The organism is Bacillus sp. M13(2017), from assembly GCF_002218325.1.
GTDB lineage: Bacteria > Bacillota > Bacilli > Bacillales > Bacillaceae_G > Bacillus_A > Bacillus_A thuringiensis_K.
In genome coordinates this window covers 125022-141521 of the sequence record NZ_KZ268503.1, presented here as the reverse complement: position 1 = coordinate 141521, position 16500 = coordinate 125022, and the positions used below count along the sequence as shown (strand labels likewise).

Genomic DNA, 16500 nt, shown 5'->3' with positions numbered 1-16500 from the left:
ACAATTTTACGTGAGGAGGAACAAATTTGCCAAAATTAACAATTGAAGGTGCGGGAACTTTTGATGTGAAAGAAGGAACAAAGTTAGTATTAGCAATTGAAGATAGCGGTGTCAACATTCTTCATCGTTGCGGCGGGAATGCACGTTGCACAACTTGTAGAGTAGAAATACTAGCAGGTGATTTCTGTGAAGCAAGTGCGAATGAGAAACATGCAATGACGGAAAAAGGGATTGAAGATCATTTACGATTATCTTGTCAAATGCGCGTACATAAAGATATAGTCGTTCGTCCGGTACTTACAGTTGAAAATTCAGGTCTTGATGCCGGGCCGCGTCCGGCGGAATAAAGAGATGAATTTAAAACAGCTCGCTGGCGAATATGCCGCTAACTTTGTAAATGATGGCATGAAGATTGGGCTTGGTACAGGTTCTACTGTATATTGGACAATACAAAAATTAGGTGAGCGTGTAAAAGAAGGATTATCATTTCAAGCTGTACCAACATCAAAGGAAACTAAAGCATTAGCACATCAACTAAATATCCCCCTACTTTCGTTAAACGACGTACAAAGTCTTGATCTTACAATTGATGGAGCGGATGAAATTGATTCAAATTTACAACTTATAAAAGGCGGTGGCGGTGCATTACTTCGTGAAAAAATCGTTGCCTCTTCCTCTAAAGAACTAATTATCATTGCTGATGAATCGAAACTTGTAACACATTTAGGTAATTTTCCATTACCTGTTGAAATCATCCCTTTTTCATGGAAACAAACCGAAAATAAAATTCAGTCTTTAGGGTGTCAAACAACGTTACGTTTAAAAAATAATGAAACCTATATAACCGATAACAATAACATGATTATCGATTGTATATTCCCTAATCATATTTCTAATCCTGCCCATTTACACACCCAATTAAAAATGATTACTGGTGTAGTTGAAACAGGGTTGTTTATAAGTATGACGAGTACAGCAATTATTGGCACTAAAAATGGGATAAAGAAATTGTAATAAAAGCTAACTTTTTAAAGTTGGCTTTTTAGTATGTTCTTCTTCTCTTAATAGTGCTTTATTATGATATACTAGGAAAACGCAAACTGATTACATTAGAAAGGACTGAACATTTTGCAATCCAAACTTATAACAGAACTTACTGATTTAGAAACTGCCTTTCATATTCGAAAAGAAGTATTTGTAAAAGAACAAGGTGTTCCTCTTACAGATGAATTCGATACATTCGATGAAATCGGAGAGCAATGTAAACATATTTTAGTTTATTATCATGATCTTCCTGTAGGCACAGGGCGTATACGATTTGTTGATGGTGTCGGAAAATTAGAACGTATTTGTATTTTAAAAGATTATCGTACATACGGATTAGGTAAAGTCATCATTCAAACGTTAGAAGAAATTGCTCGTAACGAACAAGCTACAAAAGTGAAGCTACACGGTCAAACACAAGCTGAAGGATTTTATAAAAAATTAGACTATCAAACTTCTTCTGATATATTTATGGAAGATGGCATTCCGCACATACTTATGACGAAAGTGTTATCATAATAAAAAGGGTAGTATATGAATCTTATGTATTCATACACTACCCTTTTTTATTAATAGAAAAGCGAATTCTCAAGATTCCCTTTTGCATCAAAGCCCATCATCTCTTAGTTCATGCCTAGGTAAAGCTTACACTGTTTTCCATAATGATAATGCATAAATCCAGTTTGGATCACCATTTCCTTGATAACTCTGGACTGCTTCATATACTTTTCCTTCGTGTAGAACTCTATCTCCCTTTTTATATGCTTTTTTTGCATCCCACGCTTCATATGAAGCGCTTTCAGCTTTTGTAGTAATTGTGAATATATCACTCTGTACGGGTTCATTTCCAGCTACATCAACAGCTTTCACTACATATTTATAAGTAGTATTAGCAAGCAGATTTTTATCCATATAAGAAGTTGTATTGGATGTTGCAATCTTTTTCATTAATCCTTCTATTTCTCTATAAATATCATAATGGTCTACACCAATGTTATCGTCAGATGGACTCCACATTAAATCCACACTTGACGCTGTCGTTCCCATACTATGTAATCCTTTTGGTTGTGTTGGTGCTTCTGTATCAGGAGTCTCAACTGTCGTTTTTACTGTAAGCGCTGTACTTTCTTTTGATACATTGCCAGCTGCGTCAATTGCTTTTACAGTATAAGAGTAATCTGTACTTGGTTGTAACTTCTTATCAATAAAATGAGTCCCTGGTACTGTATCAATCATCTCTCCGTTACGGAAGATTTGATATCCTTTTACCCCTACATTATCCGTAGAAGCGTTCCATGTTAGTTCTACACTATTCGCTGTTACTTTTTGCGTCTGAAGTCCGTTTGGACTACTTGGCGCTTCTATGTCTGGTTTCACATCATTAATAAGATTAACATCAATTACATTATAGAATGCATTTGCTGTATCAGCTACATCCCATACTGCTAAAATTACATGATATCCACTACGATCAGTAGGTACATTGATTTTATGAGTTAAATTATTTGAAGCTGCAGAACCATCATGTTGTACAGTTCCAATTGGTTCGAAATCTGCTCTTGTTAGCGCTTTATTTGGATTCCATCCTTTTTTAGTAATACAGTAATGCCACTTACTCGTTAAGTGAGGCGCAGTATACTTCCAAGTAAATGTATTTTCCCCACCAGTGATTGTATTTTTAAACCAACGATTTGCTGTTTGTTGATCTAAAATACCACCAAATTTTCCGCCTGCTGAAGCAATTTGTCCATCTACTGGACCACCTTGTGGGAACCCTTTTGGAGCTTCTAAACTTTGTGGTTCATACATAACACTTCCACAGTTTACATTTAGCGCACCATAAGTTGGACTACATAAAGCGGATCGGCTACCGGGCTTTTCAACAAAACCGTGCGCATAAGCATTTTGAGGAATAAGTGTCGTACTAATAATTCCAGCTGTTAATGCTACAGCTCCTAAACTTTTTTTGTTCATTTTCATGTTTTGTAGTTGTTTTAAAAATCGATTATTCATGTTCATGTCTCCTTCTTGTTATACTTTGTAGTGGAATGTGGGCTTTGATGTAAAAGAATAACAAGAGACAAACTTGTACCGATGTATGTATTAATTATGCATACATCGCAGTGAAAATATATTTTTTCCTTGTGAAACATTTCACTTTATGAATATATCATGACATAGAACTGGCCTAAGCATGTGCAGAAGTTGTGCAGAAACAGTGAAATTATTACTAACATATAAAACCACATCCTGAAATCATAAAGTAAAACTTTAATTAGTTGGGGTTTTACGGTCGGTTAATACGGGATAAAATAAAAGTGTACAGCAGAAATTGTAGACTTAGTTCTCAAAATTCACATTTAGTATTTTCATTTTTTCCATTTAAACAATTCTTCTCTTCTTACAACAGAAAAGTGTCTATATCATTTAATATAGACACTTTTTTCATGTATAACTTTATATTTATTACTGACCTACAAATGTAAAAAATAGAATAATATTCTTTTAATCCCGCTTTTTTTTGAAAGTACATTACAAAACGCAATGGCATCGTTCCATGAAATATTGACAACTGGTTTATGATTTTTATCAAAATTATTTAATGGACTATTTGTAATAGCATCATATAGTTTGATTGTTACAGCATACTTCGCAAGAAGAAATGGTTGAATTTGCACTAGCCATTCTTTTTTTATTCGATCATTTCTTAATACTACCTCTCCAGCTGGAATATTTACCATTAATGAATCGATTGTTTGAATTAAATCATTAGTCATTTTCTATTCCTCCAAACGTTCATTTTATATGAATTTATAGTCATATACTCATTACAAAATACAATTTTCAAAAAGCGTTAAATTTTTCATAATAAAAAACGATTAGTTTAATTAAACTAATCGGTAAGATCCAAAAAGAATTGTTGTGTCACATTCTATTATTATATGTGCTCTAAAAATTTCCGAACCTCATTTGGAGATTTTAAAACAATAACCTTTTTCTCTTCGGACAATTGCTCTAACCCTTTTAAAATTGTAGGTCGTTTAGCATTAGGATATTTCCATATCCATTTAAAAAATTGCAAATCAAATCTTTCTTCACATCTCGCGCCCATATCTGGTCTTGTTTTATTCCGGTATTTTACAATTCTTTTAAACGCACGATAAATACAAATTGTTCTATGAATATCAAGGAAGATAATTGTATCAGCTGCATTCAGTCTGATATCCATCGTCCCGCCATAATTCCCATCAATAATCCACTTCTCATCTTTAATTAAGTTATTTTGAACTGCTATTTGTTCTTCTCTCGGAATACCTTCCCAATTCGGTTTCCAAAATAATGCATCAAGATGATGCACCTTAATATTTAATTTATTTCCTAACTGCCTTGCTAATGTAGATTTTCCTGAACCACCAGAACCAATTAATATTATTTTTTTCATACCTTTACGATACCTTCTATAACTTCTTCAATAGCTTCCTTATTAGCAAAAATCCAGAAGAACATTTCTTCATTTAACTTTAATAAATCTGGTAACTGGACAAAATAAGCAATAAAGATAATTTGAATTGAAAGCATAACATACCAAATGGCTTTTCGTTCTTCTTTCGTTAAATCATTTTGTTTATAATAACCTTCAAAGACTTTGCTAACGATATGTAACCATTTCCCTCTTAATCTTTCATCACTAAATAGCTCGCTTAATATACTTGTACAGCAATAACATAAATCAAATATTTTTACATTATTTTCTAAAATCTCAAAATCTATAAACCCTTCCAGTTTATCATCTTTAAAGATGACATTTGATAGATGCATATCACGATGAATAATTTGTCTCGGTAATGAATGGACCGTTTCCTTGAAAGCTGCGTGCATTCGCTCCATCTTTTGAATTACCTCTCGATGAACATACTCATTCTTTTCTAAAATCGGTATAGCCCATTCAAATACCATCTTATATAAATCTCTTTTTATTAACTCATGGTCACTATTCACCGAATGTAATGCTTTGTGCAGATTAGCTATTTCTTCTCCAATTGTACTTGCTAGCCTTTCCAGCTTATCCGTATCTTTAATTTCTAAAACACTTCCGGCAACATACTCATATAAGCAATAACATTTTTCTTTATATAATACATATTGTTCATCATTTTCTGTCTTTACTACTCTCTGTACTTTAATTCCCTTTTCATACAGTTGCTTCAAAACATCGAATTCAACTAGAAGTTGCTTTATCGATCCCGTTCTCTTTAAAATGTACTCTTTATTCTTGCATAAAACCTTCGCTACTTTTGGTTGCATTACAGTAGCTGTGACATGTTCATTTCGAAACCAAAGCTTTGCAATTTCCAGTGCTTGTTCCATTTACAAATACCCCTTTTACAATTCTTATTTCTTCCGAAAAATAACCTCACACAGTATTCCCACTCCAACACCAATTGTATAAGCCACTACATCACTCCACAAAAAACCGTATCCCAACACGAGTCCGCCCAAAGTCGTTGCACGAATGCTATCTATCCATTCCGCGTGATACAATTGGCTCGCTTCAATCCCGTAGCAAAACATTAAACTAATAAAAGCCAACTTCTTCGTCTCTGTTTTAGGAAACAAAAATCCAAAGCCAGTGAAAATCATTAATGCCCATAATGCATCACCTAAATAATCATTTAATAGATGTGGTAGTGCAAAAGCAAACTTTCTTGAGCTAAGACCTAAAATAATAACAACTATAGTAAATAGTGCATATACTACTCTATTTCGTTTCGTATTCATTTTAAAGTCTCCTAATATGTAATGTAAAACTGTAAATAGCTAGTAAAACAAAGTTATTTTACTAGCTATTTATTGATTGCTTTTATGATAAGAAAATGTGGATTCATATTTAAATAATAATATGATTTTTCGCTTACTTCTTTCATTTTTTCAATTGCCTTCGGTTCCACTATCTCTTCTAATACAAAATAATTTGTAGTTTCATTTAGTATGTCTTGTAATGATCTTCTAAAAAACTTGACTTCAATAGTAATATTCGGTTTAACCCAAGTATCTATTAATAACTGTTTTTCAAAATAATTTTCACATGGAAACTTTGTGAAATCCATAAAAGGATGATGAATAGAATAAATAAGTTCTCCACCTGGCTTCAATACACGACGAAATTCTTGAAATACTTGATTCCAATTTTCTATATAATGAAGAGTTAATGAACTTACAATCACATCATACGTATTATCTTCAGATGGCAATGTTTCTTGCAGATCATGACAAAGGAACGTCGCTTCTTCTCCTATATTTTCTTTTGCTGCTTTTACCATTTCAGGACTTACATCAATTGCTGTAACATTTGCTCCTCTTCCTATGAATTGAGAAGTATACCATCCAGCTGCACATCCAGCATCTAATATCTTTTTTCCTTCTAGTTCCTTTGGAATAAGCTCCATCATCGCCGGTCTTTCATAATAACTGTTATATGGATTTGCGAAATCTAGATTTTCTTTATATGTACTCGCTAATTTATCATACGTATCTTTAATCGAATCTTTCATTACACACACTCCTAATACATATTAATCCATTAACTCCTGCTGCTTTTTCTTTGAAAATGATTGTAGTACTAAATCATACGACCAATCAATCATTTTATTAATTTGCTCCTGCTCTATATCCTTATGAATATAAACGGTATTCCAATGTTTTTTATTCATATGATACCCTGGAATAATTGTTTCTGGATAATCTTCTCTTATTCTTAATGCGACTTCTGGATCACACTTCAATGTAATCGCAGCTTTTTCGCCTTCTTCATGATTTACTATCGCAAATATTTTATTATTAAGCCTCATACATGTTGCACTCCAGCCACCTGGAGAATCTTCTGTCGCTTTTCTTTTCGATAAACAGTACGCTCTTGTTGCATTCATTTTAATTGGCACCTCTTATTCTTTCCCTGTTTGATTACGATGCATCACAATTTGCTTCGTTGCTTGAAATTGCTGCTCACCGTAAAACTTTATTAGCTTCTCTCCGCAAAATAGACTAACAATATCAATATGAGATATTTCTGGAAGTAATATTGTAAGCATTTTCTCTCCAATACCTTTATTTCTTACATTCTCATGTACGACAACATCTTCAATGTATGCTCGAAAAACACCATCAGAAACGACTCTAGCAAATCCAACTAATTCATTTTCTTCCCATACTCCAATGGCTATACTATTCTTTAACATTTTTTCAATATCGACTTCTTTTCTTTCTGGCCACCAACCGACAGAATCATAAAGCTTCTTTATTTTTTCTGCACAGATTGGTTGTTCTTGTTGCAATTTATACGTGTACATATGCTTTCTCCCATCAATCAGTATACATAATATTATTATAATCTCTTTTCAAAAAAGTGCTGACTATGACCTTTCGGATGATCTTCAACGATACCATACTCTCGGTAACCGTGCTTTTTATAAAATTCTGGCGCTTGAAAACTAAATGAATCTAGCAATATTAATCTGCACCCTTTTTCCTTCGCAATTTCTTCAATTTTATGTAACAGTTGACTACCATAACCGTCATGACGAACTGATTTATCAACCCATAAAAAGTCGATATGAAGATGATAAAAATACATCGTACCTGTTACACCACCAAATATTTTTCCTTCTTCATTTTTTACTACGAGACTTACTTCTTCCATCGGCTGTTTTACTTCATCTGTTAAGATGGACATATTATATTGAATGACTTTATTTTTAATGTATTCTCCTTCAATACGTGTACCGTTCTCTATATGTTTCATATACATTGCTTCCTTTCAACTTAGTAAGCTACATTTTATTTTTCCCCTTTAAAATACTAATCAAAACGAATCCACCATATGTAACAAAGCATGAAAAGCCAATTATCCCTGGTACAGAGACATAGCCTACCCTTATGTAACTTATAACTGCAAAACAAGCGATAGACAATAAAATAGATGGCCAAAATATAACAGCTATTTTTCTTCGCCCTCGTTTCGATGTACTTTCTTTCTCTTCAGAAACACGTGTGCCAAAAAGCAATACAATACAAATAAGGATCGCTGCAAAGTAAATTGTATCTAATGACAAATTGTGATCATATAGGGCGATTCCAACTTCAAGAGCAATAATCGTTAAAATTAAAATAATGATTGTTAAAGTCTTTAAGTTTCTTTTCAATCGCTCACTCCTAGCATGCTTTCACTATATTCTTTGTATATGTATTTCAACGATACTGCAAAAACTTCATCTATTTCTTTATTTTCACTTCGATTAGGTAAATCTTTCCCCCCAATAACGTAAAGAACCGGGAATTCGTTAAACACCCCTATTATACCAATATTTATTATTGCTGTAGGCAATCCACCTGTCATATGAGCTATATGATAATACGGTATCCCTTCATATTCTCCTTGCTGCCTTACCATTCCATTTATTATTGGTTCCCATAATTCCGGCTCAGTTTTATACCCTCGAAAAATTTGCACTAAAAGTGAATGTATTTCATTTAACTCTCCAACATTTTGTTCATCTCTAGGGTTTTCTTGAACATGTATGTTAGGGAAGTACGTTGAAACATGCTTTCTAATAGTATCCCATCCTCCGCAGTGCAATACAATCGCCTTTGCAATATAACTGTCATGACACGCTATCATCACTTCAACAGCTTTACTGAGTGATATTGTATCTCTTCCTTGCAAATGTGGATATAATTGTGCACTATCTTCTTTTGGATTAAATTTAATTTGGTGAAGCAAATCATTCCAACTAATTTGTTTGTTTTTTACCATGTTTGCTACTGCAAATCCAATTGCCACTTTTGCTGCTGATGCTAAAGGAACATATAGTTCATTATTATAGGAGGCAATTATATCTTCAAATTTTGTAGAAGACACAATCACTCCAACTTGACCAGATTGTATTTCTTTCATTCCTTCAATGACAGTTTGCATATTCGCACCTCTTTTTATATTGTTTTATTACATTCTTTAATTTCGATATAGAATGTATAAAACCTTTTTTGTTACTTGATATGTATGCATACAATAAAAAAGATAGCATGAAATTTTCCCATGCTACCTTTCTAAAATACATACTAAGCAAAACGCAAATATCTATTCTTCCGTAGGCCTTTTAGGACCATTAAGCTCCAATTGATAAAAAGCTAAATCTAACCACCTATTAAACTTATAACCAGCCTTCTTAATTGTCCCCGCATGAACAAATCCATAGTTTTGATGCAAGGCAATACTTTTCTCATTCTCTGCATCAATTCCAGCAATTAAGGTCATATACTCTCTTTCCTTTGCAATTTTGATTAATTCTTTCATTAATGAAGACCCAATGCCACTTTTTCTATATGCCTTATCTACATACACAGAATGTTCAACTGAATATTTATAAGCAGGCCACGCTCTAAATGGACCGAATGTCGCAAATCCTACTACTTTATTATCTAATTCATATACGAAAATTGGATACCCTTCAGCCTTTTTTTGTTCATACCAATCTATTCTATTTTCAAGGGTTACAGGTTTATACGCATATACAGCTGTTGTATAAAGTATCGCATCGTTATAAATATCTAAAATGTATGCTAAATCTTTTTTCGTTGCTTCCCTTATCATTATTTTCTTCCTTTCATCATGTTCACCTTATTTTACTATCTTTTTAATAGTTTTATTTTATCGAAATTTCCGATTTTTATCTACATACGAATACTAGCTTTTCGGAAACCATCAAATATATTTATTGCAGCAGATAACATGTAGAAGAAAATTCCTCCCCCAATGAGCCACGTTTTAAACTCCTCTGAGGAAATAGTAAATGCATTTGCCAAATACGTAATAAACCCTGCGTTAAATACATGTGGATTTACTACAATTACAATGAATACTATCGTCCCAGCTATTTGAAGAATAGCATTCCCAATCGCCAATCTTTGCGTCCATTGTCCCTGCACTAATTTATAAAGGGATATACATATTTCAAAAACGATCATAATTACAACGATTGGCCAGTACTGCAATAAAACATCTTGATTAAAAGTTGGCGAGACAAACTTCAGTCCATTTGCCGTACCGTTATATACGCCAACAAGATAATTCGCATAAAAGTAAAGTGTAGCCCAAACTGCTGTCCACATTAAACCTCCAAAAACTTCAAACTTCGAGATTGCTTTTTTCTTTGGGATATACGAGATGTTTTTCAAATCATCTGGTGTCCATTTTTTTAAACTTGTTGTCAATGGTTGTAGGTCTTTTTCTTTATCTGTTCTTTCTAAAACAGCGAAAACAAGTGTTATCCAAAAAAATACTTGGAGACCTACTTCAAATGTTTTTGCAATTCCTTCACCCATCAATTTTAAAATAACGTTTACTACTGCCTGCTCACCACTATAACTAATAAAACTTTCTGCAGCCATTGAAATAAGTGCAATAACAACTGCAATTGGTATAATCATTTTTAATAATGTCATATATACATCAAAATAACGTGGTCCAATTAAATGCATCGGTCTATCCATGTATCCATTAGCCAATGAAACTGGACTTCCCAATTTTTCAAGAACGCTCTTTACATCATCTTCATTATAATTATCAGGTAACATATCCTCTATTGTTGACCGTATTTCAAGTGTAATATCTTCACGATTTTTTTCAGGTAATCTTTTTGCAACTTCATGGACGTAGATATCAATTAGACTCATTATCGTCCTCCTCCTTTAATAAGTTATACAGTTCTTTTGAATCCTTTATCCATTCTTTTTTCAACTGCAAAAATATTTCTAATCCATATTCACTTAAAACATAATACTTACGAGGTCTACTCTCCGTTTTATCCCAACTACTCGTCACTAATTCCTGCTTTTCTAATCGGCGAAGTAGCGGATATAAAGTACTTTGATCAATTGTAATTCCTGATTGCTCCAATAACTGGACAAGTGAATATCCGTACTGCGGCGTTGTTAATTGACTTAAAACGGCTAACGTTAATGTCCCTCTTCTTAACTCAGTAATTAACGAGTTTAATAAAGTATCCATTCACTCACCTCATTTCCATTACTATATGTCATACAGTATGTGTTTTATACTATGTATCGTACAGTATTAGTGTGACAAAAACTATAATTTTTCACCAAAAAACGGATAATGAAAAGCGCAAATTATATGATTTGTGCTTTTTTAGCTAAGTTATATATATCACTCTAAAAGGTAGCAACCTTAACTACTAATTTTGCAGTTCCAGTAATACTATATTAAGCTACAAATATCGTATACATATGATGTGAACATAACACCTCACTATAGGAAGCTAATAAAACGGAAAATTACCATAGTTGAATGATTCCTGTTTTATTCTTTAGGCACTGTTAATTTCACACTGTTTTCAGCACCTAATCAACGTTATTTCCTTCATAAACTTCATCTTGTTCAAAATCTTTATTTTTGTTTGGTTTATTAGAGAAAAATAAAAAAACAATTAAATTAGGTTAATTGTTTTTCAAATACAAAATCTTTATTTTTTTAAATAACCTATGATATTCGAAAAGACAAATTCTCCAAATGCAAGTGGTATATAAATAAACCATAACTTTAATATTGCCTTTGTTTCTTTGTGATCAGAATCCCCCATTAAAACCAACCCTATCCTTTATTTTCAAATATTTTGATTTTAATTCCAATAACAAGGAAATTATACCATTTACCAATGTTGTAGTCTATGTTTTCTAAAAAATTAAATAAATAAAACTCTTGTATTCCTTCAATATTCAGATAAAAACAATAACTTTTTTACGTTTCATCTTCAAAGTCTATAATGAGTCCTGTTAGAACCGCTGCATTACCTATCGATCGGATCCCGTGACCATCTTAAATTCTTCCCACTCTAACTGCTCTTTTGTGATTCATCGTCACATTATGATGAATCACTCATACATTATCTAGAAGTAAAAAACCCTAATTCACTTTTCTCTTAAAGAGCACAATTCAAATGTGCTCTTTTTAAGTCCGTTCGAATAAAATTCAAAATCCTACTGATAAACAAAAAAACCTCGTTTATCAATAGGATTCATTAGCTATATATAGCGATTATAGCGAACTCCATCACCTATTACTAAAGTCGAACTGATTTAAGTAATATAAATTCCCCTTTTTCTTTAGAAAATTGAACAACCTCTACAATCGCCTCAACATTAATTACTCCGTAAACATGCGGATATTCTTGACCGTTAGAAGCAAGTTCATATTTTACTTCTGCTTTTAATAGAGCTGGATCAATTGTAAGTAATAAAACATCTTCTTCATGCTTGAAATATTTTTCTGCAACTTTTAAAGCTTGATCTAATAATGAACAATGGATAAATCCCTCTTCTATAAGTGATTCTTCATTAATTTCTCCAGTTGTTTTTGCGATTTCCCAATTACTTTTCGTAATTACTTTTGTAATCATAGTGACTCTCCCTTTTTAATTTATGTAATGATATAATAACACTAAATTTTCAACACGTGCTTAATAGATTGGGGACTTATAATGGATAAACCTCTCACTGCATTACAAACTATTATTATACATATGAATAAAAATGAGCATTGGCATGATTTTATTTGTTACTGTCAGCATCGCGAAGCGGGACTTCGAAAATTAGCTTTTAAACATTTAGAGACATTTATTTCAAATGCAAAGAAATGGGAATCAAAAGATCAAGAAGAGTTTGCCATTTCGCTGTTTACTATTTTAGATGCATTAAACGAAAAAGATGGGATCTTAACTTTCTCACTAAATAGTTTTCTAATTGACATTCTATATAAATGGACAGAAAACAATCCATTTGATTCAAGACCTTTTAGATGGATAGGAATTTATATGGACTCTAGCAATAAAGAAGACGATTTAGAAAAATTCCTTCGAAAAGCGATTGAATTAGGTGGTGATACCGAACAAAAAGCCATGATATACCTAGTTTCTAATTACATCAATACTTTAGAATTTGGTACAAATGAATTCCCTTCAGGTTATTGCGGAGATTTAAGCGAATGTATAGAAAAACTTCCCTATATGCTGCAATTAATTAATAGAATTCAGAATAAGAACATAAAGGAGCAAAACATTGGGCAAATACAAGAACAACTACACCTTATTCTAGATTGGTTAGAACATACACAAACTCCAGTAGATGCCGTTCGTGTACGGGAAAAAGGACAAACTAAGGAATTAGAAAAGGTCATTGTATATTATTTACACAACAGCTCAAGTCGTTAATTCATCGTGTACAGAGATAATAAAGTTGTTTAAAAAACGCCAGTCATGTTATTCAACAATCGGGCTATATAACGGAATAAATCCTTGTGAAAATTAAAAACATTTGAAATAATCGTCATTAAGTTGAAGCAGAGCGATTGCAGCAAAAGGTGATACGACTTTTTCTTACTTAATAATCGTACGATAGTTAAAAAATTCAACTAATTATATTCCGAAAGGGTGTGTGTAGTATCTTATCAACTAATGTTTTTACTTATAAATCTAAGGATGGAAAAACAGTAATAATTAGAGAAGCTAAAGAACAGGATGCAGAAAGAATACTAGATTCTGCTTCAAAAGCTTTAATAAACGCTCCATACATGCTAAGTACGGTTGAGGATGTAAAAAAGGTGCGTATCGATGCTATTCAAAAAACGTTAAAAGCTTATCTTGAAAATCCAAATTATGTACAGTTTATTGCTGAAGTTGATGGTAAGTTAGTCGGTGCAATAGATTTTAAGAACGGAAACAAAGAAAAAATTAGTCATCAAGGGGCTTTTGCGATGACCATACTACCTGAATATCGAAATTATGGTATTGGAAGAGCTCTTCTAGAAACGTTAATCAATTGGGCTAAAAATAACAGTAAGATTGAAAAAGTTTGTCTTGAGGTAATGGAAGATAATCTAGGTGCAATCCAGTTATATAAGAATCTAGGCTTCTTTGAAGAGGGTAGAAAAGCAAAGGGTGTAAAATTGGATGATAGCTATCAAAATTTAATATTAATGGCTTTATTCGTTTAAAATCGAACACTAATTTCAATATAAAAAGAGGATCTTCATAGTCATCTCCCTGTTAAGTAGACAGTAATAGAAATCCTCTTTTTATATTTATCTCACATTAGCTTGCAGTAAAAATCCCCACTGATTATAGTTTCACTTTATTTTAATCCTTTAATTAAAGGTGACGCTTCTCCACTATAGAAAATCCATAAGTCATGAAGTGATCTCGTACATCCGACATATAGTAATTTTGCATCATGCTTTGTGTTTTTGTAATGTTCCTCATCCACATCAATTAAAAGCACCGCATCAAATTCTAAACCTTTCGCTAAATAGACAGGTACTACTGATATACCACCTTCATATTTACTTTGGTTTGCTTCAATTACGTTTACCGTTAATCCTGCATTTGTTAATTTCACATATATATCACGGCATTCATCTTCTGTTCTTCCGATTACCGCAATTGTTTTCACATCTGCATTTTGCAAATGTTTTACCGTCTTCACAATTTCAGTAAATTGATTTTCTGTATGAATTACTTTCACATCTTCTCCACTGCGGAAGACTGGTGTTGCGAGTCCTACTGGGATTTCTGCATTTTTAATTATTTCATTTGCAAATTCAATAATTTCTTTTGTAGAACGATAACTTCTTGTCAATTCATAATAACCGGTTTCTTGGAATACTTCCTTAAAAGCATTCCAATCTTCAATTCCTTGGTAATCATAAATCGCTTGCGATAAATCACCTAATATAGTGAAAGAATTACCTAATGTAATTTCTTTTAATACATAAACTTGGAAAGGCGAAAAATCTTGCGCTTCATCAATAACAACGTGATGAAACTTCTGCCCGATTTCAATCCCTGTTATACGATGATGTATGTATATTAAAGCTGGTAAATCTTCTACATACACTTCTTTTTTACGACAACTCTTTTCTGTTTCTTTAACAAGTTCTTCAGGTAATACCTCGAGTATTTCTTTACTTTTTACTATTGAACTATACAGTGAAAGAGCACTCATTTTCGGCCAAAACTTCATATATGCGTTCAGTCTCTTAGTCGCTTCTTTTTTAAGTAATTTTTTCTCGTTTGTTTCCCCGAATTTTTTAAGTTCAATTTCAATCCAGCGCTTCATTCGTCCTACTAATCGTTCTCTTCTTTTCTGTAAAGGATAATGTTTATATTCAACTTGCATCCATTTTTTAATATCTTCTACTGGAATAATCGCTCTATCCCACGCCTCAAAATCTTTTGTCGGAACTAACTCATTTTCAAATTGGATCATTCTCTCTTCAATAAACTTCTTAAATTCCAACGTACCCTTTAATTTACCTAGCATTACCTTCTTTTGATCACGATTAATTGAAAATGCTTCTTTCAATTTTTCTTCTGTCTGCTTTAGTTTCACTGAATCATCTAACGTACGTAATGCCCAATCCAGAAACGTTGTTTGACTAATATTCCCTACACCTAATTCAGGAAGTACACTCGAAATGTAGTCTAAAAACAGACTATTCGGCGCAAATACGATCATTCTTTCTGCTTCTAGTTGTTCACGATATTCATAAATTAAAAAAGCAAGGCGATGTAAAGCAATTGTTGTCTTTCCGCTCCCTGCAACCCCTTGAATAAGTAATGGTAAATTTCTTTCCGCTCGAATAATATCATTTTGTTCCGATTGAATCGTTGAAACAATATCCTTTAGCTTATTATCTTTATTCTCACCTAATCGATATAGAAGAAAATCATCGGCATGCGATACATCTTCATTTCCTTTTACATATGTATCAACAACACGTTCAAGTTCTCTTTTTCGAATGGAAATGTTTCGTTTTAAATACACATCACCTTCTACTAACCCATCTGGTGATTGATAAAATGCTAATTCTTCTCCACCGGTAAATGAATAAAACATACTTGCGACAGGCGCCCGCCAATCAATAATGATTGGCTTCATCGTGTCCATATCCGAAACCCCTACTTTTCCGATATAAATCGGCATAACTTCTTCTTTTCCATCTTCCTGAAAATCTAACCTTCCAAAGTACGGCTCTTGCACACCAATACGTAAGTTTTGTCTATTAGACTCCCTCATACTTTCAAGAATTTGCTCTTTAAAATCTTCTCCATAATAAACCGGGGTTTTTTCAAGCTTATCCAATTGCTCATCCATCGTATGTAAAGTATCCTTCATTTTTTGTAACTCACCTTCAAATATGTTGCTCATTTCGACGATTCCCTCCTGTCCGTTCTAATTTTTCAGTCGAAGTATCATTGTATTAAAAACCCAATCATAAAGTCAATAGTTTCCGTTTAAATTTTCCGAAAAAACTTATTTTTCATCTTTCTAATTTAAAAAGAATATGCAACATCTAAATCACACAAATACACATATAGTATAGTGATG

At 32.7% G+C, this 16500-nt stretch carries 20 protein-coding genes, 1 pseudogene and 1 riboswitch; of the genes and pseudogenes, 5 read left to right on the top strand and 16 right to left on the bottom strand.

The genetic code is table 11. From position 1 onward, the window contains the following. Nucleotides 1-26 precede the first annotated feature (26 nt). The 3 genes from CGQ22_RS12490 (at nucleotide 27) to CGQ22_RS12480 (ending at nucleotide 1563) form a co-directional block, all read left to right on the top strand. Entirely contained in the window at nucleotides 27-347 is a 321-nt protein-coding gene (locus tag CGQ22_RS12490; RefSeq protein ID WP_001125388.1) for a 2Fe-2S iron-sulfur cluster-binding protein, read from the top strand. 4 nt (nucleotides 348-351) lie between these two features. Further along, nucleotides 352-1014: a ribose 5-phosphate isomerase A gene (gene rpiA / locus CGQ22_RS12485; RefSeq protein WP_089148762.1), complete on the top strand. Its 663-nt coding sequence runs from the start codon at nucleotides 352-354 to the stop codon at nucleotides 1012-1014. 114 nt (nucleotides 1015-1128) lie between these two features. Beyond that, nucleotides 1129-1563 carry a GNAT family N-acetyltransferase gene (locus CGQ22_RS12480; RefSeq protein WP_001190880.1) on the top strand — a complete coding sequence of 145 codons (435 nt, stop codon included), beginning with the start codon at nucleotides 1129-1131 and terminating at the stop codon, nucleotides 1561-1563. 126 nt (nucleotides 1564-1689) lie between these two features. Here the strand turns inward: CGQ22_RS12480 and CGQ22_RS12475 are convergent, their stop codons facing one another. From CGQ22_RS12475 to CGQ22_RS12405, 15 genes and pseudogenes are all read right to left on the bottom strand, one after another. Beyond that, nucleotides 1690-3057 (bottom strand): lytic polysaccharide monooxygenase, encoded by a 1368-nt coding sequence (locus CGQ22_RS12475; RefSeq protein WP_089148761.1) that lies wholly within the window; start codon nucleotides 3055-3057, stop codon nucleotides 1690-1692. A gap of 475 nt (nucleotides 3058-3532) precedes the next feature. Continuing rightward, nucleotides 3533-3821: pseudogene (locus CGQ22_RS12470) on the bottom strand (formylglycine-generating enzyme family protein); the annotation flags it as partial. A 161-nt stretch (nucleotides 3822-3982) separates the two neighbouring features. Continuing rightward, nucleotides 3983-4486, bottom strand: coding sequence for a DNA topology modulation protein (locus tag CGQ22_RS12465; protein ID WP_046945014.1), 504 nt, complete (start codon nucleotides 4484-4486; stop codon nucleotides 3983-3985). After that, nucleotides 4483-5412 carry a phosphotransferase enzyme family protein gene (locus CGQ22_RS12460; protein ID WP_000434095.1) on the bottom strand — a complete coding sequence of 310 codons (930 nt, stop codon included), beginning with the start codon at nucleotides 5410-5412 and terminating at the stop codon, nucleotides 4483-4485. Before CGQ22_RS12460 ends, CGQ22_RS12465 begins: the two co-directional genes overlap by 4 nt. A gap of 24 nt (nucleotides 5413-5436) precedes the next feature. Continuing rightward, nucleotides 5437-5823, bottom strand: coding sequence for a ribosomal maturation YjgA family protein (locus CGQ22_RS12455; RefSeq protein ID WP_001093461.1), 387 nt, complete (start codon nucleotides 5821-5823; stop codon nucleotides 5437-5439). Between the two features lie 65 nt (nucleotides 5824-5888). After that, a complete protein-coding gene (locus tag CGQ22_RS12450; protein WP_089148760.1) occupies nucleotides 5889-6596 on the bottom strand; it encodes a class I SAM-dependent methyltransferase in 708 nt (235 codons plus the stop codon). A 21-nt stretch (nucleotides 6597-6617) separates the two neighbouring features. Further along, nucleotides 6618-6971 carry an MmcQ/YjbR family DNA-binding protein gene (locus CGQ22_RS12445; protein ID WP_000994630.1) on the bottom strand — a complete coding sequence of 118 codons (354 nt, stop codon included), beginning with the start codon at nucleotides 6969-6971 and terminating at the stop codon, nucleotides 6618-6620. Between the two features lie 15 nt (nucleotides 6972-6986). Beyond that, a complete protein-coding gene (locus CGQ22_RS12440) occupies nucleotides 6987-7391 on the bottom strand; it encodes a GNAT family N-acetyltransferase (protein WP_046945011.1) in 405 nt (134 codons plus the stop codon). A 35-nt stretch (nucleotides 7392-7426) separates the two neighbouring features. After that, entirely contained in the window at nucleotides 7427-7843 is a 417-nt protein-coding gene (locus tag CGQ22_RS12435; protein WP_000680417.1) for a GNAT family N-acetyltransferase, read from the bottom strand. Nucleotides 7844-7871: 28 nt separating this feature from the next. Further along, nucleotides 7872-8243, bottom strand: coding sequence for a hypothetical protein (locus CGQ22_RS12430; protein ID WP_000827982.1), 372 nt, complete (start codon nucleotides 8241-8243; stop codon nucleotides 7872-7874). Continuing rightward, nucleotides 8240-9016 (bottom strand): serine hydrolase, encoded by a 777-nt coding sequence (locus tag CGQ22_RS12425; RefSeq protein ID WP_089148759.1) that lies wholly within the window; start codon nucleotides 9014-9016, stop codon nucleotides 8240-8242. Before CGQ22_RS12425 ends, CGQ22_RS12430 begins: the two co-directional genes overlap by 4 nt. 162 nt (nucleotides 9017-9178) lie before the next feature. Next, nucleotides 9179-9691 (bottom strand): GNAT family N-acetyltransferase, encoded by a 513-nt coding sequence (locus CGQ22_RS12420; RefSeq protein ID WP_089148758.1) that lies wholly within the window; start codon nucleotides 9689-9691, stop codon nucleotides 9179-9181. A gap of 80 nt (nucleotides 9692-9771) precedes the next feature. Further along, nucleotides 9772-10773, bottom strand: coding sequence for an HAAS signaling domain-containing protein (locus CGQ22_RS12415; RefSeq protein WP_089148757.1), 1002 nt, complete (start codon nucleotides 10771-10773; stop codon nucleotides 9772-9774). Continuing rightward, nucleotides 10760-11107 (bottom strand): PadR family transcriptional regulator, encoded by a 348-nt coding sequence (locus CGQ22_RS12410; RefSeq protein WP_000380305.1) that lies wholly within the window; start codon nucleotides 11105-11107, stop codon nucleotides 10760-10762. Before CGQ22_RS12410 ends, CGQ22_RS12415 begins: the two co-directional genes overlap by 14 nt. A 1014-nt stretch (nucleotides 11108-12121) precedes the next feature. Next, a riboswitch (Fluoride riboswitch) is annotated at nucleotides 12122-12183 on the bottom strand. Beyond that, the gene (locus CGQ22_RS12405) at nucleotides 12180-12515 is read right to left on the bottom strand and encodes a DUF952 domain-containing protein (protein ID WP_000629083.1); all 336 of its coding nucleotides are present in this window, start codon (nucleotides 12513-12515) and stop codon (nucleotides 12180-12182) included. It overlaps the preceding riboswitch by 4 nt. A gap of 81 nt (nucleotides 12516-12596) precedes the next feature. Between CGQ22_RS12405 and CGQ22_RS12400 the strand changes: the two genes are divergently transcribed. After that, a complete protein-coding gene (locus CGQ22_RS12400) occupies nucleotides 12597-13325 on the top strand; it encodes a hypothetical protein (protein WP_089148756.1) in 729 nt (242 codons plus the stop codon). 221 nt (nucleotides 13326-13546) lie between these two features. Further along, nucleotides 13547-14107, top strand: coding sequence for a GNAT family N-acetyltransferase (locus CGQ22_RS12395; RefSeq protein ID WP_000337119.1), 561 nt, complete (start codon nucleotides 13547-13549; stop codon nucleotides 14105-14107). 137 nt (nucleotides 14108-14244) lie between these two features. On the opposite strand, the gene CGQ22_RS12390 is transcribed toward CGQ22_RS12395, so the two are convergent. After that, nucleotides 14245-16320: a HelD family protein gene (locus CGQ22_RS12390; protein ID WP_000065194.1), complete on the bottom strand. Its 2076-nt coding sequence runs from the start codon at nucleotides 16318-16320 to the stop codon at nucleotides 14245-14247. Nucleotides 16321-16500 lie beyond the last annotated feature (180 nt).